We start from the raw sequence: 24,602 nt of genomic DNA on the forward strand, positions 1-24,602 counted from the left end.
CGGGGGACCCGGATGTGAGAAGAACGATCGAAGGGGAGCGGGCGATGGCGACGAAGCCGCCCAAGGGCGATCCGGTGCAGGACGCGCCGCGGACAGGGGAGCCGAAGCACGCGGCGGCGGGACTGCCCGCCGTGGGGCACTCCTTGAAGATCGCGCAGCAGCAGATGGGAGTGCGGCGCACCGCGCTGACCCTGCTGCGGGTGAACCAGAAAGACGGCTTCGACTGCCCCGGCTGCGCCTGGCCCGAGCCGGAGCACCGGCACATGGCGGAGTTCTGCGAGAACGGCGCAAAGGCGGTGGCCGAGGAAGCGACACTGCGCCGGGTCACCCCCGCGTTCTTCGCCGCGCACCCGGTGACCGGCCTCGCCGGGCGCAGCGGCTACTGGCTGGGCCAGCAGGGGCGCCTCACGCACCCCATGTATCTGCCCGAGGGCGCCGACCACTACGAACCGGTCACCTGGGAGCGTGCCTTCGACATCATCGCCGAGGAGATCACGGCCCTCGGCTCGCCCGACGAGGCCGTCTTCTACACCTCGGGGCGCACCAGCAACGAAGCGGCTTTCCTGTACCAGCTGTTCGCGCGTGAGCTGGGCACGAACAACCTGCCCGACTGCTCCAACATGTGCCACGAGTCGTCCGGTTCGGCGCTCTCGGAGACGATCGGCATCGGCAAGGGCAGCGTCCTGCTGGAGGATCTGTACCGAGCCGATCTGATCATCGTGGCGGGGCAGAATCCGGGGACCAACCATCCACGCATGCTCTCCGCGCTGGAGAAGGCCAAGGCGTCCGGCGCGAGGATCATCAGCGTCAACCCGCTCCCCGAGGCGGGCCTGGAGCGGTTCAAGAACCCGCAGACCCCGCAGGGCATGCTCAAGGGCGCCGCGCTCACCGATCTGTTCCTCCAGATCCGCCTCGGCGGCGACCAGGCCCTCTTCCGCCTCCTCAACAAGCTCATCCTGGAGACCGAGGGCGCGGTCGACGAGGAGTTCGTCCGCGAACACACCCACGGCTACGAGGAGTTCACGGAGGCGGCGGCCAAGGCCGACTGGGACGAGACCCTTGCGGCGACCGGCCTGACCCGCGCGGAGATCGAGCGGACGCTGGAGATGGTGCTGGCCTCGAAGCGGACCATCGTCTGCTGGGCCATGGGCCTCACCCAGCACAAGCACTCCGTGCCGACCATCCGCGAGGTGGTCAACTTCCTGCTGCTGCGCGGGAACATCGGCCGACCCGGCGCCGGCGTGTGCCCGGTGCGCGGCCACTCCAACGTGCAGGGCGACCGCACGATGGGCATCTTCGAGCGGCCCGCCCCCGCCTTCCTGGACGCGCTGGAGCGGGAGTTCGGATTCGCACCGCCGCGCGAGCACGGCTTCGACGTCGTACGGGCCATCCGCGCGCTGCGCGACGGCGAGGCCAAGGTGTTCTTCGCCATGGGCGGCAACTTCGTCTCCGCCTCCCCCGACACCGAGGTGACCGAGGCGGCCATGCGGCGGGCCAGCCTGACCGTGCATGTGTCGACCAAGCTCAACCGCTCGCACGTCGTCACCGGCGCCCGCGCGCTGATCCTGCCGACGCTCGGCCGCACCGAGCGCGATGTCCAGGGCGGCGGCGAGCAGTTCGTCACCGTCGAGGACTCCATGGGCATGGTGCACGCCTCACGCGGACGGCTGGCGCCCGCGAGCCCCCAGCTGCTCTCCGAGCCCGCGATCGTGGCCCGGCTGGCCCGGCGCGTGCTGCCGGACAGCAAGGTGCCGTGGGAGGAGTTCGAGCGGGACTACGCGGCCGTCCGCGACCGCATCGCGCGGGTGATCCCCGGCTTCGAGGACTTCAACGCCCGCGTCGCCCACCCCGGCGGCTTCACCCTGCCGCACGCCCCGCGCGACGAGCGCCGCTTCCCCACCGCCACCGGCAAGGCCAACTTCACGGCCGCGCCGGTGGAGCACCCGGAGCTGCCCGAGGGCCGGCTGCTGCTCCAGACCCTGCGCTCGCACGACCAGTACAACACCACGATCTACGGCCTGGACGACCGCTACCGCGGCATCACCGACGGCCGCCGCGTGGTGCTCGTCCACCCCGAGGACGCCCGTGAACTGGGCGTGACGGACGGGCAGTACGTGGATCTGGTGGGCGAGTGGAGCGACGGGGTGGAGCGGCGCGCGCCCGGCTTCCGCGTGGTGCACTACCCGACCGCGCGGGGCTGCGCGGCCTCGTACTACCCGGAGACCAACGTGCTGGTGCCGCTGGACGCCACCGCCGACACCAGCAACACCCCGGCCAGCAAGTCCGTGGTGGTCCGGCTGGAGGCGCGCCCGGAAGGCCGTCTGGAACAATCGGCGACCGACTGAGCGTTCGCTCAGTGACACGGAACGCCGCCGGACAGGCGCACGAGAACGGAGCCGGGCCATGGGTGAGCAGCAGCAGGTGAAATTCCCGCAGGAGATCATCGACGAGTACGCGGCACTCGGCGTGGACCTGCCCGCGCTGTTCTCCGCGGGTCACCTGGGGATGCGGATGGGCGTGCAGATCCTGGAGGCGGCGCCGGAGCGCGTGGTCGGCACGATGCCGGTGGAGGGCAATACCCAGCCGTACGGCCTGCTGCACGGCGGCGCCTCCGCGGTGCTCGCCGAGACCCTCGGCTCGGTCGGCTCGATGCTGCACGGCGGCAGCTCCAAGGTCGCCGTCGGCGTCGACCTGAACTGCACGCACCACCGGGGCGCCCGCTCCGGTCTGGTCACGGGCGTCGCCACCCCCGTGCACCGGGGCCGCTCGACGGCGACGTACGAGATCGTCATCACCGACGAGCAGGACCGCCGCGTCTGCACGGCCCGCCTGACCTGCCTGCTGCGCGACCTGCCCGCGGGCGAGGCCCCTGCCAAGGACTGACCGCGCCCCCACTCACCACCCCGCCCCGCCCCGCAGCTTCGGCGCGGGGCGGTGGTGTGTCCGCACCCGTCTGATTCCGGCCAAGGACGCGCGCGCCGTCCTCGCCGGATCACGATGCCAAGATGACCACGCGTGTGACGGAATGTGGGAGCGTGCCGTAAAAGGCCGGTCTATTTCTCCTGAAAGTAACTCTACGTAATACACGCGCAATACAAACCCGGAGTTTTGCATCCGTCATCACCAAAACCCCTGAGACGCCTGAACAGTTGAGGGTGGGTCCTGCGGGTTCTCAGCATGTGGACAGGGCGAATCGGCTGGAATTCCGGCGTTCCACCCAGGGGGTACCGCTCTGCATTACCTCGTGTCATAACAAGAGCGTCACAGCCTTGGTCAAGCTCTCCTCCACGTTCCCCACACACGCTTAGAGTCACGGCCAGTCACCGCGCCCAGGATTCACTTTTCGGCCAGGCGCGCGGCTCGACCGTTTCCATGGGGATGCGGTCGTCCAGGGAAAGGACTGATCGTGCGTCAACGTTCGCTCATCGCCATCACCGCCGCGCTGTCCGCGGGAGCGCTCACCCTCACCGCCTGCGGCTCGCGCGACAGCGGCGACAACGGCTCCGACGCCAAGGGCGGCACCACCGTCACCATCGGCGTCGACGCCCCGCTGACCGGCGACCTGTCCGCGCTGGGCCTCGGCATCAAGAACTCGGTGGACCTCGCGGTCAAGACCGCGAACAAGAAGGAGTACGTCAAGGGCGTCACCTTCAAGATCGAGGCCAAGGACGACCAGGCCCAGCCCTCCTCGGGCCAGCAGAACTCCACCGCCTTCGTCACCGACAAGAGCGTCCTCGGCGTCGTCGGCCCGCTGAACTCCTCCGTCGCCGAGTCGATGCAGAAGGTCCTCGACGACGCCAAGCTGGTCCAGGTCTCCCCCGCCAACACCAACCCGGCGCTGACCCAGGGCGTCAACTGGCAGAAGACCAAGACCCGCCCGTACAAGGCGTACTTCCGCACCGCGACCACGGACGCCATCCAGGGCCCGTTCGCCGCCCAGTACGTCTACAACAAGGCCAAGAAGACCAAGGTCTTCGTCATCGACGACAAGAAGACCTACGGCGCCGGCCTCGCCGCCACCTTCTCCGCCGAGTTCAAGAAGCTCGGTGGCAAGGTCGTCGGCACCGAGCACATCAACCCCGACACCAAGGACTTCTCCGCGGTCGCCACCAAGGTGAAGAACTCCGGCGCCCAGGTGGTCTACTACGGCGGCGAGTACCCGCAGGCCGGCCCGCTCAGCAAGCAGATCAAGGCGGCCGGCGCCAAGGTCCCGCTGGTCGGCGGCGACGGCATCTACGCGGCCGACTTCATCAAGCTCGGCGGCGCCGCCGCCACCGGCGACCTCGCCACCTCCGTCGGCGCCCCGGTGGAGACCCTCCCCTCCGCCAAGCAGTTCGTCGCCGACTACAAGGCCGAGGGCTACAAGGAGGAGTACGCGGCCTACGGCGGCTACTCCTACGACTCCGCCTGGTCGATCATCGAGGCCGTCAAGAAGGTCGTCGACGACAACGACGGCAAGCTGCCCGCCGACGCCCGCGCGAAGGTCACCGCCGCCCTCCAGGGCGTCTCCTTCGACGGCGTGACCGGCAAGGTCTCCTTCGACGAGTTCGGTGACGCCACCAACAAGCAGCTCACCGTGTACTCCGTCAAGGACGGTGACTGGAAGGCCGTGGAGTCCGGCACCTACAACGGCTCCTGACCCACACCCGCACCAGCCGAGCCGCGCGGGGCGCTCAAGAGGCGCCCCGCGCGGACTCGCATCCGGCCACTTCCGGCCACATCCGTCGCTTATCCGAACGCTCGGAGGACATGCGGTGAACGAACTGCCGCAGCAGCTGGTCAACGGCCTGCTACTTGGTTCCATGTACGGGCTGGTCGCCATCGGCTACACGATGGTCTACGGCATCGTCCAGCTCATCAACTTCGCCCACGGCGAGATATTCATGACCGGCGCCTTCGGCGCCCTCACGGTCTACGTGTACATCCTTCCCGACGGCACCTCCATGTGGATCGCCCTGCCGCTGATGCTGGTGGGCGCCATCGTGGTCGCCGTCACCGTCGCCGTCGGAGCGGAACGATTCGCCTACCGGCCGCTGCGCACCGCACCCCGGCTCGCCCCGCTCATCACCGCCATCGGCCTCTCCCTCGCCCTCCAGCAGGCGGTCTGGGCCTGGTACCCCGAGGCCAAGTCCGCGCGCACCTTCCCGAGCATCCCGGGCGGCCCCTTCGAGATCGGCAGCGTCACCATCCAGACCGGAGACGTCTTCCTCGTCGCCGCCGCCCCGCTCAGCATGGCCGTCCTCGCCTACTTCGTGATGCGCACCCGCACCGGACGCGGCATGCAGGCCACCGCCCAGGACCCGGACACCGCCAAGCTGATGGGCGTCAACACCGACCGCATCATCGTGATCGCGTTCGCCCTCGGCGCCGCCTTCGCCGCGGTCGGCTCCGTCGCCTACGGCTTCAAGTACGGCCAGATCGACTTCCGCATGGGCTTCATCCTCGGCCTCAAGGCGTTCACCGCGGCCGTCCTCGGCGGCATCGGCAACATCTACGGCGCCATGCTCGGCGGCCTCGTCCTCGGCGTCGCCGAAGCCCTGTCCACCGCCTACATCGCCGACATCCCCGGCATGGACAAGTTCGGCAGCCAGTCCTGGGCAGACGTCTGGGCGTTCGTACTCCTCATCCTCGTGCTCCTGCTGAGGCCACAGGGCCTGCTCGGCGAGCGCGTCGCGGACAGGGCGTGACACCGATGACCACACAGACCACCGCACCCGGCACCCCGGACACCCCGGCCCCCGCCGCCCCCGCCGCGACCGGCCTGATCGGCCTGCCGGCCACCCTCGGCCGGGCCCTCGCCACCGGCGGCGGCGCCCTCGCCGTCGTCTCCACCTTCCTCGCCTGGACCTGGACCTCCGCCTTCCCCGGCGACCTCACCGTCTACGGCTACCCCGGCGGCCTCCAGGTCCTCGTCCTCATCGGCGGCCTGCTCACCACCCTGTTCGGCCTCGCCTCCTACGGCGTCAAGGGCCTCAAGCTCCTCACCCCCGGCAACGCCGACAGCGCCCTCAAGCTCGCCGCGCTCGGCACCTTCGCCACCGCCTGGTACACCGTCATCGCCATCAGCGTCACGCTCGGCGGCGTCGTCAACCTCGAACCCGGCGGCTACCTCGTCGCGCTGGCCACCCTGGCCGCCCTGCTCGGCGCCCTCTCGCTGCCCTTCCAGCGGCCCGAACCCGACCCGGCCGACCCCGACGACACCGGCTGGGAAGCCTTCCGGCACCGCGTCCGGCAGAACTGGACCAACTTCAAGGCCGCCTTCGCCGCCGAATCCCCCGCCCCCGGCCGCACCCTGCCCGCCTGGGCGGAGATCATCGTCATCACCGGCGTCATGGCCCTCGGCCTGCTCGTCTTCACCTACGGCATCGGCACCGAGTACGACGAACTCTTCATCGGCTTCCTCATCACCGCCGGATTCGGCTTCGCCGCACTCGCCAAGGCCGGACTCGTGGCCCGGATCTCGGCGATCACCACGCGGCACCGCACCGTCACCATGACCGGCGCCTTCGTCGCCGCCGCGGCCTTCCCCTTCACCCAGTCCGACGACCAGTACGCCACCATCGGCGTCTACATCCTCATCTTCGCCACCGTCGCCCTCGGCCTGAACATCGTCGTCGGCCTCGCCGGCCTGCTCGACCTCGGCTACGTCGCGTTCCTCGGCGTCGGCGCCTACACCGCCGCCCTCGTCTCCGGCTCGCCCTCCTCGCCGCTGCACGTGCAATGGCCCTTCTGGGCCTCCGCCCTGCTCGGCGCGTTCGTCGCCATGATCTTCGGCGTCCTCATCGGCGCCCCCACCCTCCGCCTGCGCGGCGACTACCTCGCCATCGTCACCCTCGGCTTCGGCGAGATCTTCCGCATCACCGTCCTCAACATGGACGGCACCTCCGGACCCGACGTCACCAACGGCTCCAACGGCATCTCCTCGGTCCCGAACCTCGACATCCTCGGCTTCGACTTCGGCCAGGAACACCAGCTGTTCGGCGCCACCATCGGGCGGTTCGCCAACTACTTCCTGCTGATGCTCCTCATCACCCTCGTCGTGGTCGTCGTCTTCCGGCGCAGCAGCGACTCCCGCATCGGCCGCGCCTGGATCGCCATCCGCGAGGACGAGACCGCCGCGCTCGCCATGGGCATCAACGGCTTCCGGGTCAAGCTCATCGCCTTCGCGCTCGGCGCCGGCCTCGCCGGCCTCGCCGGCTCCGTGCAGGCCCACGTCACCTACACCGTGACCCCGGAGCAGTACCAGTTCGCGCACGTCGTACCGCCCAACTCGGCCTTCCTGCTGGCCGCGGTCGTCCTCGGCGGCATGGGCACCATCTCCGGCCCCCTCGTCGGCGCCTCGCTGCTGTACCTGATCCCGGCCAAGCTCCAGTTCATGGGCGAATACCAGCTCTTCGCCTTCGGCGTCGCGCTCGTACTGCTGATGCGCTTCCGCCCCGAGGGCCTCATCCCCAACCGGCGCCGCCAACTCGAGTTCCACGAGGACACCCCGGCGCCCGCCGTCCTCAGCAAGGCAGGGGCCTGACCACCATGACCACCGACACCACCACCAAGGAAACCGCACCCGGCACCACCCCCGGCGAGACGGTCCTCGACGCCCGCGGCGTCACCATGCGCTTCGGCGGCCTCACCGCCGTCCGCGACGTGAACCTCACCGTCAACAGCGGCGAGATCGTCGGCCTCATCGGCCCCAACGGCGCCGGAAAGACCACCTTCTTCAACTGCCTCACCGGTCTCTACGTCCCCACCGAGGGCGAAGTCCGCTACAAGGGCACCGTCCTGCCGCCCAAGTCCTTCAAGGTCACCGCGGCCGGCATCGCCCGCACCTTCCAGAACATCCGGCTCTTCGCCAACATGACCGTCCTGGAGAACGTCCTCGTCGGCCGCCACACCCGCACCAAGGAAGGACTCTGGTCCGCCCTGCTGCGCGGCCCCGGCTTCCACAAGGCCGAAGCCGCCTCCCGCGCCCGCGCCATGGAACTCCTGCAGTTCGTCGGCCTGGACGCCAAGGCCGAACACCTCGCCCGCAACCTCCCCTACGGCGAGCAGCGCAAGCTGGAGATCGCCCGCGCGCTGGCCAGCGAGCCCGGCCTGCTCCTGCTCGACGAGCCCACCGCGGGCATGAACCCGCAGGAGACCCGCGCCACCGAGGAACTGGTCTTCGCCATCCGCGACCAGGGCATCGCCGTCCTCGTCATCGAGCACGACATGCGCTTCATCTTCAACCTCTGCGACCGCGTCGCCGTCCTCGTCCAGGGCCAGAAGCTCATCGAGGGCGACAGCGCCACCGTCCAGGGCGACGAGCGCGTCGTCGCCGCCTACCTCGGCGAACCCTTCGAGGACGCCCCCGGCGCCGAGGAGGCCGCCGAGGTCGAGGCGGCCGAGGCGAACGCCGTGACCACGACGGACGCCGCGCCCGGCGAGGAGAACGGCAAGGAGAACGACCGATGACCGCACTGCTCGAAGTCGAGGACCTGCGGGTCGCCTACGGCAAGATCGAGGCCGTCAAGGGCATCTCGTTCAAGGTCGAGGCCGGCCAGGTCGTCACCCTCATCGGCACCAACGGCGCGGGCAAGACCACCACGCTGCGCACCCTGTCCGGGCTGCTCAAGCCGGTCGGCGGACAGATCCGCTTCAACGGCAAGTCGCTGAAGAAGGTCCCCGCCCACCAGGTGGTCTCCCTCGGGCTCGCCCACTCCCCCGAGGGCCGGCACATCTTCCCGCGCATGACCATCGAGGACAACCTGCGCCTCGGCGCCTTCCTGCGCAACGACAAGCCCGGCATCGAGAAGGACATCCAGCGCGCCTACGACCTCTTCCCCATCCTCGGGGAGCGCAGGAAGCAGGCCGCGGGCACCCTCTCCGGCGGTGAGCAGCAGATGCTGGCCATGGGGCGGGCGCTGATGTCCCGGCCGCAGCTGCTGATGCTGGACGAGCCGTCCATGGGCCTCTCGCCGATCATGATGCAGAAGATCATGGCGACGATCGCCGAGCTGAAGGCCGACGGCACGACGATCCTGCTGGTCGAGCAGAACGCCCAGGCCGCGCTCTCGCTCGCCGACCAGGGGCATGTCATGGAGGTCGGCAGCATCGTGCTCTCCGGCACCGGGCGGGACCTGCTGCACGACGAGTCGGTGCGCAAGGCGTACCTCGGCGAGGACTGAGCAGGGCACGAAGAGGCCCGCGTCCCCCCGGTTCAGGGGGGCGCGGGCCTTCTTCTCGCTCGGCCGGTCAGCTCTTCTTGGCCGACTTCTTCTCCTGGTCGTCCGAGATGACCGCCTCCGCCACCTGCTGCATCGACAGGCGGCGGTCCATCGAGGTCTTCTGAATCCAGCGGAAGGCGGCGGGCTCGCTCAGGCCGTACTCGGTCTGGAGGATCGACTTCGCGCGGTCGACCAGCTTGCGGGTCTCCAGGCGGAGGCTGAGGTCGGCGACCTCCTGCTCCAGCTGCTTCAGCTCGGTGAAGCGGGAGACGGCCATCTCGATGGCCGGGACCACGTCGGTCTTGCTGAACGGCTTCACCAGGTACGCCATGGCGCCGGCGTCGCGGGCCCGCTCCACGAGGTCGCGCTGCGAGAAGGCGGTGAGCATCAGGACCGGGGCGATGGACTCCTCCGCGATCTTCTCGGCCGCGGAGATGCCGTCCATCTTGGGCATCTTCACGTCCAGGATGACCAGGTCCGGCTTGTGCTCACGGGCCAGTTCCACGGCCTGCTCACCGTCCCCGGCCTCACCGACCACGGTGTAGCCTTCCTCCTCCAGCATCTCCTTGAGGTCGAGCCGGATCAGCGCCTCGTCCTCGGCGATGACGACACGGGTCGTCAGCGGGGGCACATGCGACTTGTCGTCGTCGGACACGTCTGCGGGCTGGGGCGACTCGGCGGTCACGGGGGCTCTCCGTTCAGGCAGGGGTACTGCTGACAAGAGCCTACCTAGCTGCGCTTCCCAACGGAGACCCGGTACACTCCTCCAGGGCTATCCAGCCGGGTTGGCGCAACTGGTTGACGCGGAGGTCTCAAACACCTCTGTCCGAAAGGACGTGTGGGTTCGAATCCCATACCCGGCACACACAAGCGGAAGATCACGTTCGCGTGGTCTTCCGCTTTTTGCTGTACGGAGCCCTGTCGAGTCACGCAGAGTAGTCGAATGGCATCGTACGCACCTTCGAGGCGCGCGGAGGCACTCATTCTCCTGCGCACCGGTGTCCCCAACCGCGAGGTCGCCGAGCGGCTCGGCGTACCGCGCGGGACCGTCGGCTGGTGGCGCAGCGAGGACCGCAGGGCGCGCGGTGAGGCGTACCAGCGCCCGACCGACTGCCCCCGGTGCACCGAGTGTGCCGTGGACCGGACCGCCTACTCCTATCTGCTGGGCCTGTACCTCGGTGACGGGCACATCGTGTCCAAGCGCGGACAGCACCATCTGTCCGTCTATTGCGACGCCCGGTACACCGGCCTGATCGCGGCCGCCGAGGACGCCATGCGGAGCGTGCTGCCGTCCGCCGCCACCGGCAGGCGCGGCCGGAACGGCTGTGTCGAGGTGAAGTCGTACACCCGGCACTGGACGTGCCTGTTCCCCCAGCACGGGGCCGGCCCCAAGCACGAGCGGCGGATCGCCCTGGAGCCCTGGCAGCGGGAGATCGTGGATGCGCACCCGTGGGAGTTCGTCCGGGGCCTGATCCACTCCGACGGCTGCCGGATCACCAACTGGACGACCCGCACCGTCGGCGGGGAGCGCAGACGGTACGAGTATCCGCGCTACCTCTTCACCAACAAGTCCGACGACGTCAGGGCGCTCTTCACCGATGCCCTGGACGCGCTCGGCATCACCTGGACGGTGCTGAACCGCGACGGAAAGCCGTACAACATCTCCGTCGCCCGCAAAGCCTCCGTCGCCCTCATGGACGCCCACGTAGGCCCCAAGCACTGACCCCTACTTCGGGCTGTCGTCCTCGGCGATGTGGTGGACTCGGACCAGGTTGGTGGCGCCGGTGACGCCGGGTGGGGAGCCGGCGGTGATGACGACGGTGTCGCCCTTCTTGCAGCGGCCGTATTTCAACAACAACTCGTCGACCTGGTCGACCATCGCGTCGGTGGAGTCGACGTGCGGCCCGAGGAAGGTCTCCACGCCCCAGGTCAGGCTGAGCTGGGAGCGGGTGGCGGGCTCGGGGGTGAAGGCGAGGACGGGGATGGGCGAGCGGTAGCGGGAAAGCCGGCGGGCGGTGTCGCCGGACTGGGTGAAGGCGACGAGGAAGCGCGCCCCGAGGAAGTCCCCCATCTCGGCGGCCGCGCGGGCGACGGCACCCCCCTGTGTGCGGGGCTTGTTCCGCTCGGTCAGCGGCGGCAGCCCCTTCGCCAGCATCTCCTCCTCCGCGGCGGCGACGATCTTCGCCATGGTGCACACGGCCTCGATGGTGTGCCGCCCCACGCTGGTCTCGCCGGACAGCATCACCGCGTCCGCGCCGTCGAGCACCGCGTTGGCCACGTCGGAGGCTTCGGCGCGGGTCGGCCGGGCGCTGTCGATCATCGAGTCCAGCATCTGGGTGGCGACGATGACCGGCTTGGCATTGCGCTTGGCGAGCTTGACGGCGCGTTTCTGCACGATCGGCACCTGCTCCAGCGGCATCTCCACGCCGAGGTCGCCACGGGCGACCATCAGCCCGTCGAAGGCGGCGACGACGTCCTCGATGTTCTCGACGGCCTGCGGTTTCTCCACCTTGGCGATGACGGGCAGCCGGCGCCCCTCCTCCGCCATGATCCGGTGCACCTCGGCGGCGTCGCGGCCGCTGCGGACGAAGGAGAGGGCGACGACGTCGAAGCCGGTGCGCAGCGCCCAGCGCAGGTCGTCCTGGTCCTTCTTGGAGAGGGCGGGGACGGAGACGGCGACGCCGGGGAGGTTGAGCCCCTTGTGGTCGGAGATCATGCCGCCCTCCAGCACGCGGGTGCGCACGCGGGGGCCGTCGACGCCGGTGACCTCCAGACAGACCCGGCCGTCGTCGACGAGGACGCGTTCGCCGGGGCGGACGTCCTCGGCGAGGCCGGCGTAGGTGGTGCCGCACTGGTGGCGGTCGCCCTCGACGCCCTCTTCGACGGTGATGGTGAAGGTGTCGTCGCGTTCGAGGAGTACGGGGCCTTCGGCGAAAGTGCCGAGCCGGATCTTCGGGCCTTGAAGATCGGCGAGCATTCCGACGCTGCGGCCGGTCTCGTCGGCGGCCTTGCGAACGCGCTGGTAACGCGCCTCGTGTTCGGCGTGGGTGCCGTGGCTGAGGTTGAACCGGGCGACGTCCATTCCGGCCTCGACCAGTGCCTTGATCTGGTCGTACGAGTCGGTGGCGGGCCCCAGGGTGCAGACGATCTTTGCTCGGCGCATGGGTCGAGCCTATGGCTTACCGACGGGTAGAGAATTCGGGCTCCATGGCCACTCAACAACCTTTGGGGAAAGGGTTATTGACAAGTGTTGAATTGTGCGATGATCCGCTCCTATGAGCGATGCTTTTCGCGCAATAGTTCTTTCGGTTCACGGCGCCGCTAAAGCCGGGGAGGCACGAGAGTGAATCGCGCGGTTACCTGGGCGGAGACCCACAATTGCGCCGGCTGGAGATCGAAGGGCTCGGCGGATTCGGCCATGTCGGCCGCGCGGCGGGCCGAGCGGCCGAAGGCGGAGACGTTGCGCGGCCGGTCGGCGCCGGTGTCGGCCAGTTCGGTCAGGGCGGCCAGCGAGGTACCGAGCGCGTCGGCGTACTCGCGGGCGCGCTGGAGGGCGTCGGCGACGGCGCGGCGGCGGGCCTCGGCGTGCACCGGGGAGTCGGGGCGCAGGGACCACCAGGGGCCGTCCAGCTCGGTCAGCTCCAACTCGGCGAGGCGGGCCGTGAGTTCGCCGAGGACGGCGAAGTCGGTGATCTCGGCGTCGATGCGGACGACGCCCTGGTGGCTGCGGATGCGCTCACCCCGGCCGCGTTCGCTGAGTTCGGGGGTGACGCTGAGGGCGCCGGTGGTGAGGTCGGGCACGGCGTCGCCGTAGGACTTGAGGAGGTCGAGGGCGGTGGTGTTGCGGCGGGTGAGGTCGTCGAGGGTGGCGCGGCGGTCGCGGCCTCGGGCGGTGACGGTGACGCCGATGCGGGCGATCTCGGCCTCGGTCTGGAACTCGGCCTCGCCCCGGACGGCGAGGAGGGGGGCGTCGGGGGTGCCGTACGCGGGGTTCGCCTCAGGGGTCATACGTCCCACTGTGTCATGTGTCCGGTGGGCCGGCGGGGGGAGTTGACGGGAATCGGTCACCGGATCGCAACCTGGGGGGTCTGTTGCGACCTGTCATGGTCGGGCCACAATCTACGCGCGTTGTCGACCCCTTGCCGAGGAGACCGAGAGATGCCGTTCGACCGCCGGAAGTTCCTGAAGCAGTCCGCCGTGACCGGGGCGGGCGTGGCGATCGCGGGCGGGGCGGGAGCCCCGGTGGCGGAGGCTGCCGAGGCCGCGGGGCGCCACGGGCACCGGGAGAAGCGGTACGCGCTGACCGTGATGGGCACCACCGACCTGCACGGCCACGTCTTCAACTGGGACTACTTCAAGAACGCGGACTACACCGACGCCGCGGGCAACGCGCAGGGCCTGGCCCGTGTCTCGACGCTGGTGAACCAGGTCCGCGCGGAGAAGGGCCGCCGCAACACCCTGCTGCTGGACGCGGGCGACACGATCCAGGGCACCCCGCTGACGTACTACTACGCCAAGGTGGACCCGATCACCGCCAAGGGCGGCCCGGTGCACCCGATGGCGAAGGCGATGAACGCGATCGGGTACGACGCGGCGGCGCTCGGCAACCACGAGTTCAACTACGGCATCGAGACGCTGCGCCGCTTCGAGCACCAGCTCGACTTCCCGCTGCTGGGCGCGAACGCGGTGGACGCCAAGACGCTGAAGCCCGCCTTCCCGCCCTACTACATGAAGCGGTTCCAGGTGCCGGGCGCCCCGCCGGTGAAGGTCGCGGTGCTCGGTCTGACCAACCCCGGCATCGCCATCTGGGACAAGGCGTACGTCCAGGGCAAGCTGGCGTTCGAGGGTCTTGAGGAGCAGGCCGCGAAGTGGGTGCCGAAGCTGCGCTCGATGGGCGCGGACGTGGTGGTGATCTCGGCGCACTCGGGTACGTCGGGCACGTCGTCCTACGGTGACCAGGTGCCGTACGTGGAGAACGCGGCGGCGAACGTGGCGCGGCAGGTGCCGGGGATCGACGCGATCCTGGTGGGGCACGCGCATGTGGAGATTCCGGAGCTGCGGGTCGTCAACGAGAAGTCGGGGAAGACGGTCGTGCTGTCGGAGCCGCTGTGCTACGCGGAGCGGCTGACGCTGTTCGACTTCGAGCTGGTCTTCACGCGGGGCCGCTGGCAGGTGGAGTCGGTGAAGGCGTCGCTGCGGGACTCGCGGACGGTGGCGGACGACCCGAAGATCACCAAGCTGCTGTCGAAGGAGCACGCGAAGGTGGTGGCGTACGTCAACCAGGTGGTGGGCCGGGCGACGGTGCCGCTGACCACGGTGGAGGCGCGCTACAAGGACGCCCCGATCATCGACCTGATCACCAAGGTGCAGGAGGACGTGGTCAGGGCCGCGCTGGCGGGCACGGAGTACGCGTCTCTGCCGGTGCTGGCGCAGGCGTCGCCGTTCTCCCGGACGAGCGAGATCCCGGCGGGCGAGGTGACCATCCGGGATCTGTCGGGGCTGTATGTGTACGACAACACGCTGGTGGCGAAGCTGCTGACGGGTGCGCAGGTGCGGGCCTACCTGGAGTACTCGGCGCAGTACTACGTACAGACGGCGCCGGGCGCGCCGGTGGACGTGGACAAGCTGACGAACGCGGGTGACCGCCCCGACTACAACTACGACTATGTGTCGGGGCTGTCGTACGACATCGACATCGCGCAGCCCGTCGGGTCGCGGATCAGGAACCTGACGTTCGGCGGGGCTCCGCTGGACGACGCGGCGCAGTTCGTGTTCGCGGTGAACAACTACCGGGCGAACGGCGGTGGCGCGTTCCCGTACGTGGCTTCGGCGAAGGAGCTGTGGTCGGAGTCGACGGAGATCCGGACGCGGATCGCGGAGTGGGTGACCGCGAAGGGTGTGCTGGACCCGGAGGACTTCGCGTCGGTGGACTGGAAGCTGACACGGAACGGGACGCCGGTGTTCTAGTAGGCAGGTCCGGGTGAAGCCCCGGTGGCGGTGCGGGCCGGTCCGGTCGCGCCGTCGCCGGGGTTCTTGCGTTGCGGGTGGAGGCCGAAGGTGGTGAAGGCGGTCCGGGTGGGGAGCGGGTACTGCTCCTTGCCGGTGAGGGAGTTGAGGATGGTGGCGCTGCGCCAGGCGGCGAGGCCGAGGTCGGGGGCGCCGACGCCGTGGGTGTGGAGTTCGGCGTTCTGGACGTAGACGGAGCCGCCGACGGCGGGGTCGAGGACGAGCCGGAAGTCCTCGTCGATCAGGGGGCGTCCGGCGCTGTCGCGGCGCAGGTGGGGGTCGAGTCCGGCGAGGAGGCCGTCGAGGGGGCGCGTCCGGTAGCCGGTGGCGAGGACGACGGCGTCGGTGGTGAGGCGGGTGCGGGCGCCTTGGTCCAGGTGTTCCAGGTGGAGTTCGACCTGTCCGGTGCCGAGGCGTCCGGCGGTGCGGACCTGGACGCCGGGAGTGAGGACGGCGTCGGGCCAGCCGCCGTGCAGGGTGCGCCGGTACAGCTCGTCGTGGATGGCGGCGAGGGTGCCGGCGTCGATGCCCTTGTGGAGCTGCCACTGGGCGGCGACGAGGCGGTCACGGACCGGCTCGGTGAGGGCGTGGAAGTAGCGGGTGTGGTCGGGGGTGAAGTGCTCCAGGCCGAGCTTGGAGTACTCCATGGGGGCGAAGGCGGCGGTGCGGCCGATCCAGTGCAGGCGTTCGCGGCCTTCGGGGCGGTGGCGGAGCAGGTCGAGGAGGACCTCGGCGCCGGACTGTCCGGAGCCGACGACGGTGACGTGTCCGGCGGCGAGCAGGGTGTCGCGGTAGGCGAGGTAGTCGGCGGCGTGCAGGACGGGGACGCCGGGGGCGGCGGCGAGGGGGCGCAGGGGTTCGGGGATGTGGGGGGCGGTGCCGACGCCGAGGGCGATGTTGCGGGTGCGGGTGCGGCCGAGGGCTTCGGCGTGGCCGTCGGTGTCGAGCTGGGTGAAGTCGACCTCGAACACGTCGCGTTCGGGGTTCCAGCGGACGGTGTCGGCCTGGTGGCGGAAGCGGAGTCCGGGGAGGCGGCCGGAGACCCAGCGGCAGTAGGCGTCGTATTCGGCGCGCTGGATGTGGAAGTGCTCGGCGAAGTAGAAGGGGAAGAGCCGGTCGCGGGTGCGGAGGTAGTTGAGGAAGCTCCAGGGGCTGGTGGGGTCGGCGAGGGTCACCAGGTCGGCGAGGAAGGGTACTTGGAGGGTGGCGCCGTCGATGAGGAGGCCGGGGTGCCAGTCGAAGCCGGGGCGCTGTTCGTAGAAGACGGCGTCGAGTTCGGCGAGGGGTGCGGCGAGGGCGGCCAGGGAGAGGTTGCAGGGGCCGATGCCGATGCCGACGAGGTCGCGGGGGGACTCGGGCTCCTGGCATGAAGGGTGGGGTGGGTGGCTCATGCGGGGGTGTTTCCTTCGGCGAGTTTCAGGAGGTGGGCCAGGTCGTCGGGCCCGGTGTGGGGGTTGAGGAGGGTGGCCTTGAGCCAGAGGCGGCCGTCGGCGCGGGCCCGGCCGAGGACGGCGCGGCCCTCGTGCAGCAGGGTGCGGCGGACGGCGGCGACGGCGTCGTCACTGGCGTGGGCGGGCCGGAACAGCACGGTGGCGAGGGTGGGCCGGTCGTACAGTTCGAGGCCGGGGTGTGCCTCGATGCGGTCGGCGAAGTCCTGGGCGAGGGTGAGGACTTGGTCGATGAGGGTGGCGAGGCCGGTGCGGCCGAGGGTGCGCAGGGTGACCGCGGCCTTGAGGATGTCGGGGCGGCGGGTGGTGCGGGTGGAGCGGCCGAGGAGGTCGGGCAGGCCGGCTTCGGTGTCGTCGTCGGCGTTGAGGTAGTCGGCGCGCTGGTGGAGGGCGTCGAGTTCGGCTGCGTCGGCGACGGCGAGGAAGCCGGTGGCGACGGGCTGCCAGCCGAGTTTGTGCAGGTCGAGGGCGACGGTGTGGGCGGCATCGAGTCCGGTGAGCAGGGTGCGGTGGCGGTCGCTGAGGGCGAGGGGGCCGCCGTAGGCCGCGTCGATGTGCAGCCGGGTGCGGTGGGCGGCGCAGCGGGCGGCGATCTCGGGGAGCGGGTCGATGAGCCCGGCGTCGGTGGTGCCCGCGGTGGCGGCGACGAGGAGGGGCCCGGTCAGCTCGGTGAGGGCGGCGTCCAGCGTGACGGGGTCCAGGGTGCCGTTGGGCGCGGGGAGGACGACGGGGTCGGGCAGGCCGAGCAGCCAGGCGGCGCGGGGCAGGGAGTGGTGGGCGGCGGCCGAGCAGACGAGGCGGACGTGGGCGCCGTGGGCCTCGCGGGCGAGCAGCAGGGCGAGCTGGTTGGCTTCGGTGCCGCCGGTGGTGACGACGGCGTCGGCGAGGCCGATGCGGGCGGCGAGGGCGGCGGTGACGCGGGCTTCGAGGGCGGAGGCGGCGGGTGCCTGGTCCCAGGAGTCCAGGGAGGGGTTCAGCGCGCTGACGGCGAGGTCGGCGGCGGTGGCGACGGCGAGCGGCGGGCAGTGCAGGTGGGCGGCGCAGAGCGGGTCGGCGGGGTCGGCGGCGCCTGCGGCGAGGGTGTGCACGAGGGCGCGCAGCGCGTCGGGGTCACCGTGCTCGGGGAGTACGTCGCCGAGGGCGTCGGTGACGCGGGCGGCGACGGCGTCGGGCCCGCCTGCGGGCAGCGGGCCGCCGCGGGCCGCGGCGCCGGTGGTGAGGGCGCCGAGGACGGTGTCCAGCAGCGGGCGCAGGGCGTCCGGGCCGTGGGGTCCTGAGGCGAGGGGCGGGGTGCTCATGGGCTCTCCTGCGGGGCGGGGACACACAGGGCGCTCAGGGTTCGGGAGCCGGGTGTCCGCGCTGCACAACGAGCGGGAGCGGGAAATGGGTACTGCCGTACGGGGAAAACGCGTTGGAGCGGCTGTGCCTGTTCGAGGTCTGTTCGAGGAGTGCGTGGGGCCCGCATCCGGGGCATGCGCGCGCCGGGCGGAGTGGCTGCGGGACTTCGGGTCCTGAAGCACTCCGCCCGGCGAAAAAGAAAGGTGGGGCTACTCCCCCCGCACCCGCAACGCCCGTGCCAGGTCGTCGAGTTCGTCGGCGAGCTTGCGGCGCAGCGCGGGCACTGGGTCGGCGTCGCGCAGGCACGCCTGTCCCAGCGCCAGGTTCTCGGCGTCGACGGCGTGGTGCGGGAAGGCCCAGGCACCGGCGGCGGTGGCGATGGCGGGCCCGCGCCGGGCGGACACCGCGACCGCCTCCTCGTAGTAGCGGGGTACGTACTCAGCGACGAGGTCGGCCTGTTCGGGCTGCCAGAAGCCCTGGGCGGTGGCCTTGAAGAGGTAGTTGGAGAGGTCGTCGGTGGCGAACATCGACTCCCAGGCGCGCCGCTTGGCCTCCGGGTCGGGCAGCGCGGCACGGCAGCGGGCGGCGCCCTCCTGGCCGTTGGCGGAGGGGTCGCGCTCCAGTTCGGCGGCGATGGCGGCCTCGTCGGTGGCGCCGAGCACGGCGAGCCGGCCGAGGATGCGCCAGCGCAGCTCGGGGTCGAGTTCGGGCCCGCCGGGCACGGTGCCGTCGGCGAGCCAGGCGGCGATGGTCTCGGGGTGCGCGGCGACGTCGATGAAGTGGCGTACGGCGACCAGGCGCAGATCGGGGTTGTCGCCGTCCTCGGTGCGGCGCAGCAGGTCGCGGCAGAGAGAGCCGAGGGTGGCGAGCGCGGCGGGCCGTTCCTCGGGGGTGAGGTAGCGGTCGGCGATGTGGGTGCCGGCGAAGGCGAGGACGCCCTGCACGAGGGCGAGGTCGGTCTCCAGCGGCAGGTGGGCGCGGGCCGTCTCCAGGTAGGCGGCGGGCGGGAGTTCACCGTCGCGTACGGCGTCGCGCAGGGCGTTCCAGACGACGGCGCGGGTGAGCGGGTCGGGCAGGCCGGACAGGCTGGTGCGCAGGGTCTGGAAGGACTCGGGGTCGAAGCGGACCTTGGCGTAGGTGAGGTCGCCGTCGTTGAGGAGGAGCAGCGCGGGCCGCTTGCCGAGGGGCTGGGGCGCGGTCTGCGGGATGTCGAGTCCGACGCGTTCGCGCAGGGTGAGGCGGCCCTCTTCGGTGAGGTCGTGGTCGTAGAGGCCGGCGGTGACGCGGTGCGGGCGGCTGCCGTCGTGTTCGACGGTGAGGGTGCGGGTGCCCTCGGTGGTGGTGAGGTGGGGGGTGAGCTTGTCGACGCCGGTGGTGCGCAGCCAGGCGTCGGCCCAGGCGGGTACGTCGCGTTCGGTGGCGGAGGCGAGGGAGTCGATGAAGTCGGCGAGGGTGGCGTTGCCGAACCGGTGCCGCTCGAAGTGGACGTTGATGCCGGCGAGGAAGTCCTTCTCGCCGAGCCAGGCGACCAGTTGGCGCAGCGCGGAGGCGCCCTTGGCGTAGGAGATGCCGTCGAAGTTGAGGAGGGCGGCGGCGGTGTCGTCGACGGACTCGGGGGCGACGGGATGGGTGGAGGGGCGCTGGTCGGCGTCGTAGCCCCAGGACTTGCGGGTGACGCCGAACTCGACCCAGGGCTGGGTGAAGCGGGTGGCTTCCAGGGTGGTCTGGTAGCCCATGTACTCGGCGAAGGACTCGTTCAGCCAGATGTCGTCCCACCACTTGAGGGTGACGAGGTCGCCGAACCACATGTGGGCCATCTCGTGGGCGATGACCATGGCGCGGGTCTGCCGCTCGGTGTCGGTGACGGCGGAGCGGAAGACGAACTCGTCGCGGAAGGTGACGAGTCCGGGGTTCTCCATGGCGCCGGCGTTGAACTCGGGGACGAACGCCTGGTCGTAGGAGTCGAAGGGGTAGGGCTCCTCGAACTTCTCGTGGTAGCGGTCGTAGCAGGCGCGGGTGACCTCAAAAATTTCCTCGGCGTCGGCGTCGAGGTGGGGGGCCAGCGAGCGGCGGCAGTGGATGCCGAAGGGCAGGCCGCGGTGCTCGGTGCGTACGGAGTGCCAGGGGCCGGCGGCGACGGCGACGAGGTAGGTGGAGATGAGCGGGGTGGTGGCGGCGCGCCAGCGGCCCTCGCCGAGGTGCTCGGTGATGCCGTTGGCGAGCACGTTCCAGCCGTCGGGGGCGGTGACGGTGACGTCGAAGACGGACTTGAGGTCGGGCTGGTCGAAGGCGGCGAAGACGCGCTGGACGTCGTCGAGGAAGAGCTGGGTGTAGACGTAGGTCTCGCCGTCGGTCGGGTCGGTGAAGCGGTGCATGCCCTCGCCGGTGCGGGAGTAGCGCATGGCGGCGTCGACGGTGAGCTCGTGCTCGCCCGCGGTGAGGTTCTTCAGCGGCAGCCGGTTGCCGTCGAGGGTGTGCGGGTCCAGGGGCTGTCCGTCGAGGGTGACGGCTCGCAGCTCGGCGGGCTTCAGCTCGACGAAGGTGTCGCCGTCCGTCCGCGCGGTGAACCGGATCGCGGTGCGGGAGCCGAAGGTCTCGTCCCCGCCTGTGAGGTCGAGATCGACGGTGTAGCGGTGGACGTCGAGGAACTCTGCTCGGGCTTGCGCTTCGTCGCGCGTCAGTACGGACATGGATGCCATGCTGCCCGATCGCCCCGGCAGCGGACAGGGGCGGATTCGGTACACGGCTTATGTCCGGCGGTGCGCCCGGCTCACACCGGTCAGGGGCGGGTGCGGGCGGTGTCCTCGGCGATGCGCTCGTGGTGCCGGATCACCTCGGCGACGATGAAGTTCAGGAACTTCTCGGCGAAGGCGGGGTCGAGGCGGGCGTCCTCGGCGAGGCTGCGCAGCCGCTCGATCTGGCGGGCCTCGCGGCCGGGGTCGGCGGGCGGCAGGTGGTGGCGGGCCTTGAGGCGGCCGACCTGCTGGGTGGCCTTGAAGCGTTCGGCCAGCATGTGGACTACGGCCGCGTCGATGTTGTCGATGCTGGCCCGCAGCCGCTCCAGTTCCTCGCGGGCCTCGGGGTCGACGTCACCGGTGCCGGTGTTGCTGATGGTCATGGGGGTCCACCCTAGACGACAGGGCTCAAGGGGCGCGGGGCGGTCGCGGTGGCGCCGGGGGTCCTACAGTGGGAGGGAGGTTGGAGGTTCCGGGCGGCCTTCGGGGGTGCGGGCGTGGCGACAGGCGGACCGGTGGAGCACGGCTTCCCGCACCTTGAGACGGTTCGGGCGGCGGTCACGGCGCTGTACCGGCGTCTGTCGTACGAGGGGCTGCGGACCTTCGCGGCGAGCGTGGCCCCGGCCGACGTGGCGTTCGGCGACGGCGACGATCTGCATCTGGGCGCGCAGCGGGTGGCGCGGGAGCTGGTACGGCATTTCCGGCTGCCGGACGCGCGGCTGGTCGTCTGCTTCCGGGAGATGCGGCACGCGGCCGATGTCGAACTGGCGGCGGGCCCGGAGTACTTCGTGGAGCTGAACGACCGTTTCCGCACCCATCGCCAGGACATCGGCGCGGCCCTCGCCCATGAGGTGGCGCATGTGTATCTGCACCGGCTGGGACTCGAGTTCCCGACGACGGCGGAGAACGAGATCCTCACCGACACGGTGACCACGTATCTCGGCGCGGGCTGGCTGCTGCTGGACGCCTACCGCGAGCACGGCGAGGCGTCGCAGAAGCTGGGCTATCTCACCCCGGAGGAGTTCGGCTACGTGCTGGCGAAGCGGGCCGCGCTGTTCGGCGAGGACCCGGCGGTGTGGTTCACCAGCCCGCAGGCGTACACGGCGTACGTGACGGGGCGGGAGCGGGCGCGGGAGGACGAGCGGCGGGCGCCGCTGACCGGTGCGGGCTGGTCGGCCCGCCGCCGTTACACCCACGACCGGCGCGACATGGGCCGGCACGACACCACCCGGCCCCGTCCGGATTCCCCCTACGAGTTCACCCCGGACGGGGCGGGCCTGAAGGTGTCCTTCCCGTGCCCGGTGTGCCATCAGCGCATCCGGGTCCCGGTCCGGGGCCGGGTCAGGGCCCGCTGCGGGTTGTGCCGGACGGTGCTGGAGTGCGACACCTGAGTCCGGTCAGTCGGTCAGGCGGTCGATGAGCCAGGTGCCCAGTTCCTCGGTGACGGCGGTGTGGGCGGTCGTCGTCGCGGAGCAGACGAAGTCGTCGACGTCGCTGTCCTCCGGGGACAGGGAGTCGACGGCGGTGTACAGGTCCTTCTGCTCGTCCAGGTCACGGACGGCGACCGCGCTGACCGAGGGCACGAAGCAGATCTCCTCGTGCCGCAGGTCGACCTGGGCACCGGCCTTCTTCAGCGCGTCGGCGAGGATGCCGTAGGAACGCAGGGTGCCGCCGGGGGCGCCGTCCAGCTCGGGGAAGCCGCTGGTGGTGACGGTCTTCTCGGCCTTGGGGAAGCGGCGCTTCAGCTCGGCGACCGTGACCTCGCGGCCCTGGGCCTGGGCGTAGAAGGCGGTGCCGGGGTAGATCCGCTCGGTCTTGAGCACGGTCTCGCCGGGCGGGACGGCGAGTCCGGTGCCGTCGCCGCGGCCGTTGGCGAGGGCCAGGGTGCGGGGGATGCGCGGCCAGCCGCCGACGCTCTCCAGGTCCTGGAGGAACTCGGTGCGCTCCGGGGCGATGCCGCTCTCGCCGGTCATCGGGTCGTAGTGGCGCCAGAGCATCTGGCGGGCGGCGGGGCTGTTCATCTGCCGGGCGAAGGCGTTCGGCAGGGGGATGAAGTGCGAGAACGCCTGGAGGCCGACGGGGATGTAGGCGCCCCGGTGCGGGGTGTCGTAGGAGAAGTACAGGCTGGTGCGGTGGTCGATGTGCTCCTGCTCCATCTTGGCCAGCGCGTAGCGGGTGATGAGGCCGCCCATGCTGAAGCCGCCCACCGTGAGCAGTGCGTCGCCCAGTTGCTCGGCGATGGTCCGCTGGACGGCGGCGGTCACGGTCCGGGCGTTGTCGAGGATCGACGCGCTGCGCTCCTTGAAGCCGACGAGGATGACGTCCCGGCCCCGGCGGCGCAGCTCGCTCAGCAGCGGGAAGTCGCGGTCGAGTCCCGCGTACAGCCAGTCGAGGTCGCTCTTGCCGAGGTTGAAGCCGTCGGCCATGAGGACGGGCCGGACGATGCCCTGGTTGCCCGCTCCGTAGTAGACGTGGGCGAAGCCGTGCGGCAGGTCCCACGTGGCGTCCGGCTCCGGGACCGGGTACGGGAGCGCGGTGGGGGGCGTGGTGCTCAGCGGGCCGGCGAGGGTGAATTCGCCGACGCTCTGTTCCGCCTTCTCGTTCTGCTGGTCGGACACAGTCATCTCCTCCCGAATCCGCGCACGGCGCAGCAGCCCGTCTGAGCTGGGCTGGAGGGCTGCGCATGGCGCGGAGTCGGGATCATCATGGGCGCGGCCGCCACCGCGCGGGCCGTGCCCGGGCCGTCGCTTCATTCCTACGAGTGCGCCACGGCCGCGAGGTGACGCGCTGTCGGGAAATCGGCTGATCAAAGGCGGGGGCGGCTCCGCCACCGGCCCTCGGGTTCGCTATTTTGTTCGCCGCCGTCCCCACCGGCTCGCCCTGTCCCCTCCCCCCCTTGCCTCGAAGGAGCCGGCCGTGACCGCCGAGTCCGCCGTGACCACGTGCTTCCGTCATCCCAAGGTGGAGTCGCACGTCCGCTGCACCCGCTGCGAGCGCTACATCTGCCCGGACTGCATGCGCGAGGCGGCGGTCGGCCATCAGTGCGTGGAGTGCGTGCGGGAGGGCGCCCGCTCGACGCGGCAGGCGCGGACCGCTTTCGGCGGCCGGATCAGTACGTTTCCGCTGGTCACCTGGGTGCTGGTGGCGCTGAACGTGCTGGCTTATCTCGCGGAGCTGGCCCGGCCGTCGGTCGTGGACCGGTTCGGGATGCTGGGCGCGGGCCTGGTCGGTCCGGACGGGGCGCACTATCTGTGGCAGTACCCCTACGACCCGGCGCTGAGCCCGGAGGGGGTCGTCGGCGGTCAGTGGGAACGGCTGCTGACCGGCGCGTTCCTGCACATGCCGCCGGACGACGGGATCGGGGTGGTGCACATCGTGCTGAACATGGTGGCGCTGGTGAACGTCGGCCGGGTGGTGGAGACCCAGCTGGGCCGGGCCCGCTATCTCGCGCTGTATCTGCTCTCGGCGCTCGGCGGCTCGGTCCTGGTCCTGCTGATCGCGCCGGACGCACCGACGGTGGGCGCCTCGGGCGCGGTGTTCGGCCTGGGTGCCGCGTACTGGGTGATGGGGCGCCGCCTCGGCTACGACATGCGGGCGGTCAACCAGTACATGACGGGCCTGCTGCTGTGGCTGGTGATCTCGGCGTTCATGACGTCCTGGCAGGGTCACCTGGGCGGCCTGCTCGCGGGCGCCGTGGTGACCCTGGCTTTCGCCTACATCCCGCGCGGCGACCGCCGCACCCTGCTCCAGTGGGCCGCGTGTGCCGGGCTGTTGGTCCTGCTGCTGGGCCTGGCGGCGGTGAAGGTGGCCTCCCTCACCAGCGGCACCGTCTGATCGCTCCGGACAGGCGGCGGCGCCTGCCCAGTCGTCCG

The 24,602-nt window shown here is 70.7% G+C and carries 19 protein-coding genes and 1 tRNA gene; 12 read left to right on the plus strand and 8 right to left on the minus strand.

The features are described 5' to 3' along the window. Positions 1 to 44: 44 nt before the first annotated feature. The 7 genes from ACIGA3_RS01060 (at position 45) to ACIGA3_RS01090 (ending at position 9,164) form a co-directional block, all read left to right on the plus strand. Positions 45 to 2,345, plus strand: a complete 2,301-nt coding sequence (locus ACIGA3_RS01060) for an FdhF/YdeP family oxidoreductase (protein ID WP_399708922.1) — start codon at positions 45 to 47, stop codon at positions 2,343 to 2,345. A 58-nt stretch (positions 2,346 to 2,403) separates the two neighbouring features. Then, positions 2,404 to 2,883: a PaaI family thioesterase gene (locus ACIGA3_RS01065; RefSeq protein ID WP_399708925.1), complete on the plus strand. Its 480-nt coding sequence runs from the start codon at positions 2,404 to 2,406 to the stop codon at positions 2,881 to 2,883. Positions 2,884 to 3,406: 523 nt separating this feature from the next. Further along, positions 3,407 to 4,639 (plus strand): branched-chain amino acid ABC transporter substrate-binding protein, encoded by a 1,233-nt coding sequence (locus tag ACIGA3_RS01070; RefSeq protein WP_399708928.1) that lies wholly within the window; start codon positions 3,407 to 3,409, stop codon positions 4,637 to 4,639. Positions 4,640 to 4,754: 115 nt separating this feature from the next. Then, a complete protein-coding gene (locus ACIGA3_RS01075) occupies positions 4,755 to 5,687 on the plus strand; it encodes a branched-chain amino acid ABC transporter permease (protein ID WP_399708931.1) in 933 nt (310 codons plus the stop codon). Between the two features lie 5 nt (positions 5,688 to 5,692). Next, entirely contained in the window at positions 5,693 to 7,525 is a 1,833-nt protein-coding gene (locus tag ACIGA3_RS01080) for a branched-chain amino acid ABC transporter permease (RefSeq protein WP_399708934.1), read from the plus strand. 5 nt (positions 7,526 to 7,530) lie between these two features. Further along, positions 7,531 to 8,451 carry an ABC transporter ATP-binding protein gene (locus ACIGA3_RS01085; protein WP_399708937.1) on the plus strand — a complete coding sequence of 307 codons (921 nt, stop codon included), beginning with the start codon at positions 7,531 to 7,533 and terminating at the stop codon, positions 8,449 to 8,451. Next, positions 8,448 to 9,164, plus strand: coding sequence for an ABC transporter ATP-binding protein (locus tag ACIGA3_RS01090; protein WP_399708940.1), 717 nt, complete (start codon positions 8,448 to 8,450; stop codon positions 9,162 to 9,164). The genes ACIGA3_RS01085 and ACIGA3_RS01090 overlap by 4 nt, the downstream gene beginning before the upstream one ends. A 67-nt stretch (positions 9,165 to 9,231) precedes the next feature. On the opposite strand, the gene ACIGA3_RS01095 is transcribed toward ACIGA3_RS01090, so the two are convergent. After that, positions 9,232 to 9,888: an ANTAR domain-containing response regulator gene (locus ACIGA3_RS01095; RefSeq protein WP_399708943.1), complete on the minus strand. Its 657-nt coding sequence runs from the start codon at positions 9,886 to 9,888 to the stop codon at positions 9,232 to 9,234. A gap of 94 nt (positions 9,889 to 9,982) precedes the next feature. On the opposite strand from ACIGA3_RS01095, the gene ACIGA3_RS01100 reads away from it, so the two are divergent. Beyond that, positions 9,983 to 10,066 (plus strand) — tRNA-Leu (locus tag ACIGA3_RS01100). Positions 10,067 to 10,146: 80 nt separating this feature from the next. Beyond that, complete coding sequence (locus tag ACIGA3_RS01105; protein WP_399708946.1) at positions 10,147 to 10,926, plus strand: helix-turn-helix domain-containing protein; 780 nt, start codon at positions 10,147 to 10,149, stop codon at positions 10,924 to 10,926. Positions 10,927 to 10,929: 3 nt separating this feature from the next. Here the strand turns inward: ACIGA3_RS01105 and pyk are convergent, their stop codons facing one another. After that, complete coding sequence (pyk, locus tag ACIGA3_RS01110) at positions 10,930 to 12,366, minus strand: pyruvate kinase (RefSeq protein ID WP_399708949.1); 1,437 nt, start codon at positions 12,364 to 12,366, stop codon at positions 10,930 to 10,932. Between the two features lie 158 nt (positions 12,367 to 12,524). After that, positions 12,525 to 13,211, minus strand: a complete 687-nt coding sequence (locus ACIGA3_RS01115; protein ID WP_399708952.1) for an SIMPL domain-containing protein — start codon at positions 13,209 to 13,211, stop codon at positions 12,525 to 12,527. Between the two features lie 150 nt (positions 13,212 to 13,361). Here ACIGA3_RS01115 and ACIGA3_RS01120 point away from each other — a divergent pair, with 150 nt between their 5' ends. Continuing rightward, positions 13,362 to 15,170, plus strand: a complete 1,809-nt coding sequence (locus ACIGA3_RS01120; protein ID WP_399708955.1) for a bifunctional metallophosphatase/5'-nucleotidase — start codon at positions 13,362 to 13,364, stop codon at positions 15,168 to 15,170. On the opposite strand, the gene ACIGA3_RS01125 is transcribed toward ACIGA3_RS01120, so the two are convergent. The 4 genes from ACIGA3_RS01125 to ACIGA3_RS01140 form a co-directional block, all read right to left on the minus strand. Then, complete coding sequence (locus ACIGA3_RS01125) at positions 15,167 to 16,600, minus strand: lysine N(6)-hydroxylase/L-ornithine N(5)-oxygenase family protein (RefSeq protein WP_399708958.1); 1,434 nt, start codon at positions 16,598 to 16,600, stop codon at positions 15,167 to 15,169. The genes ACIGA3_RS01120 and ACIGA3_RS01125 overlap by 4 nt on opposite strands. Beyond that, complete coding sequence (locus ACIGA3_RS01130; protein ID WP_399708961.1) at positions 16,597 to 17,955, minus strand: pyridoxal phosphate-dependent decarboxylase family protein; 1,359 nt, start codon at positions 17,953 to 17,955, stop codon at positions 16,597 to 16,599. Before ACIGA3_RS01130 ends, ACIGA3_RS01125 begins: the two co-directional genes overlap by 4 nt. Positions 17,956 to 18,204: 249 nt before the next feature. After that, positions 18,205 to 20,685 (minus strand): aminopeptidase N, encoded by a 2,481-nt coding sequence (gene pepN, locus ACIGA3_RS01135; RefSeq protein WP_399708964.1) that lies wholly within the window; start codon positions 20,683 to 20,685, stop codon positions 18,205 to 18,207. Positions 20,686 to 20,774: 89 nt separating this feature from the next. Beyond that, entirely contained in the window at positions 20,775 to 21,113 is a 339-nt protein-coding gene (locus ACIGA3_RS01140) for a chorismate mutase (RefSeq protein ID WP_388992228.1), read from the minus strand. Between the two features lie 114 nt (positions 21,114 to 21,227). Here ACIGA3_RS01140 and ACIGA3_RS01145 point away from each other — a divergent pair, with 114 nt between their 5' ends. Beyond that, complete coding sequence (locus ACIGA3_RS01145) at positions 21,228 to 22,121, plus strand: hypothetical protein (RefSeq protein ID WP_399708968.1); 894 nt, start codon at positions 21,228 to 21,230, stop codon at positions 22,119 to 22,121. 6 nt (positions 22,122 to 22,127) lie between these two features. On the opposite strand, the gene ACIGA3_RS01150 is transcribed toward ACIGA3_RS01145, so the two are convergent. After that, the gene (locus tag ACIGA3_RS01150; RefSeq protein ID WP_399708971.1) at positions 22,128 to 23,354 is read right to left on the minus strand and encodes an esterase/lipase family protein; all 1,227 of its coding nucleotides are present in this window, start codon (positions 23,352 to 23,354) and stop codon (positions 22,128 to 22,130) included. A gap of 292 nt (positions 23,355 to 23,646) precedes the next feature. Between ACIGA3_RS01150 and ACIGA3_RS01155 the strand changes: the two genes are divergently transcribed. Beyond that, positions 23,647 to 24,564 (plus strand): rhomboid family intramembrane serine protease, encoded by a 918-nt coding sequence (locus tag ACIGA3_RS01155; protein ID WP_399708974.1) that lies wholly within the window; start codon positions 23,647 to 23,649, stop codon positions 24,562 to 24,564. Positions 24,565 to 24,602: the final 38 nt, after the last annotated feature.

Source organism: Streptomyces sp. NPDC085596 (assembly GCF_044541565.1).
Classification (GTDB): domain Bacteria; phylum Actinomycetota; class Actinomycetes; order Streptomycetales; family Streptomycetaceae; genus Streptomyces.

Bases quoted from the DNA above. Each gene is read 5' to 3' on its own strand.
- pepN (WP_399708964.1), bottom strand. From the start codon at position 20,685: ATGTCCGTACTGACGCGCGACGAAGCGCAAGCCCGAGCAGAGTTCCTC.
- ACIGA3_RS01085 (WP_399708937.1), top strand. From the start codon at position 7,531: ATGACCACCGACACCACCACCAAGGAAACCGCACCCGGCACCACCCCC.
- ACIGA3_RS01115 (WP_399708952.1), bottom strand. From the start codon at position 13,211: ATGACCCCTGAGGCGAACCCCGCGTACGGCACCCCCGACGCCCCCCTC.
- ACIGA3_RS01120 (WP_399708955.1), top strand. From the start codon at position 13,362: ATGCCGTTCGACCGCCGGAAGTTCCTGAAGCAGTCCGCCGTGACCGGG.
- ACIGA3_RS01060 (WP_399708922.1), top strand. From the start codon at position 45: ATGGCGACGAAGCCGCCCAAGGGCGATCCGGTGCAGGACGCGCCGCGG.
- ACIGA3_RS01105 (WP_399708946.1), top strand. From the start codon at position 10,147: ATGGCATCGTACGCACCTTCGAGGCGCGCGGAGGCACTCATTCTCCTG.
- ACIGA3_RS01090 (WP_399708940.1), top strand. From the start codon at position 8,448: ATGACCGCACTGCTCGAAGTCGAGGACCTGCGGGTCGCCTACGGCAAG.
- pyk (WP_399708949.1), bottom strand. From the start codon at position 12,366: ATGCGCCGAGCAAAGATCGTCTGCACCCTGGGGCCCGCCACCGACTCG.
- ACIGA3_RS01080 (WP_399708934.1), top strand. From the start codon at position 5,693: ATGACCACACAGACCACCGCACCCGGCACCCCGGACACCCCGGCCCCC.
- ACIGA3_RS01125 (WP_399708958.1), bottom strand. From the start codon at position 16,600: ATGAGCCACCCACCCCACCCTTCATGCCAGGAGCCCGAGTCCCCCCGC.
- ACIGA3_RS01065 (WP_399708925.1), top strand. From the start codon at position 2,404: ATGGGTGAGCAGCAGCAGGTGAAATTCCCGCAGGAGATCATCGACGAG.
- ACIGA3_RS01130 (WP_399708961.1), bottom strand. From the start codon at position 17,955: ATGAGCACCCCGCCCCTCGCCTCAGGACCCCACGGCCCGGACGCCCTG.
- ACIGA3_RS01140 (WP_388992228.1), bottom strand. From the start codon at position 21,113: ATGACCATCAGCAACACCGGCACCGGTGACGTCGACCCCGAGGCCCGC.
- ACIGA3_RS01150 (WP_399708971.1), bottom strand. From the start codon at position 23,354: ATGACTGTGTCCGACCAGCAGAACGAGAAGGCGGAACAGAGCGTCGGC.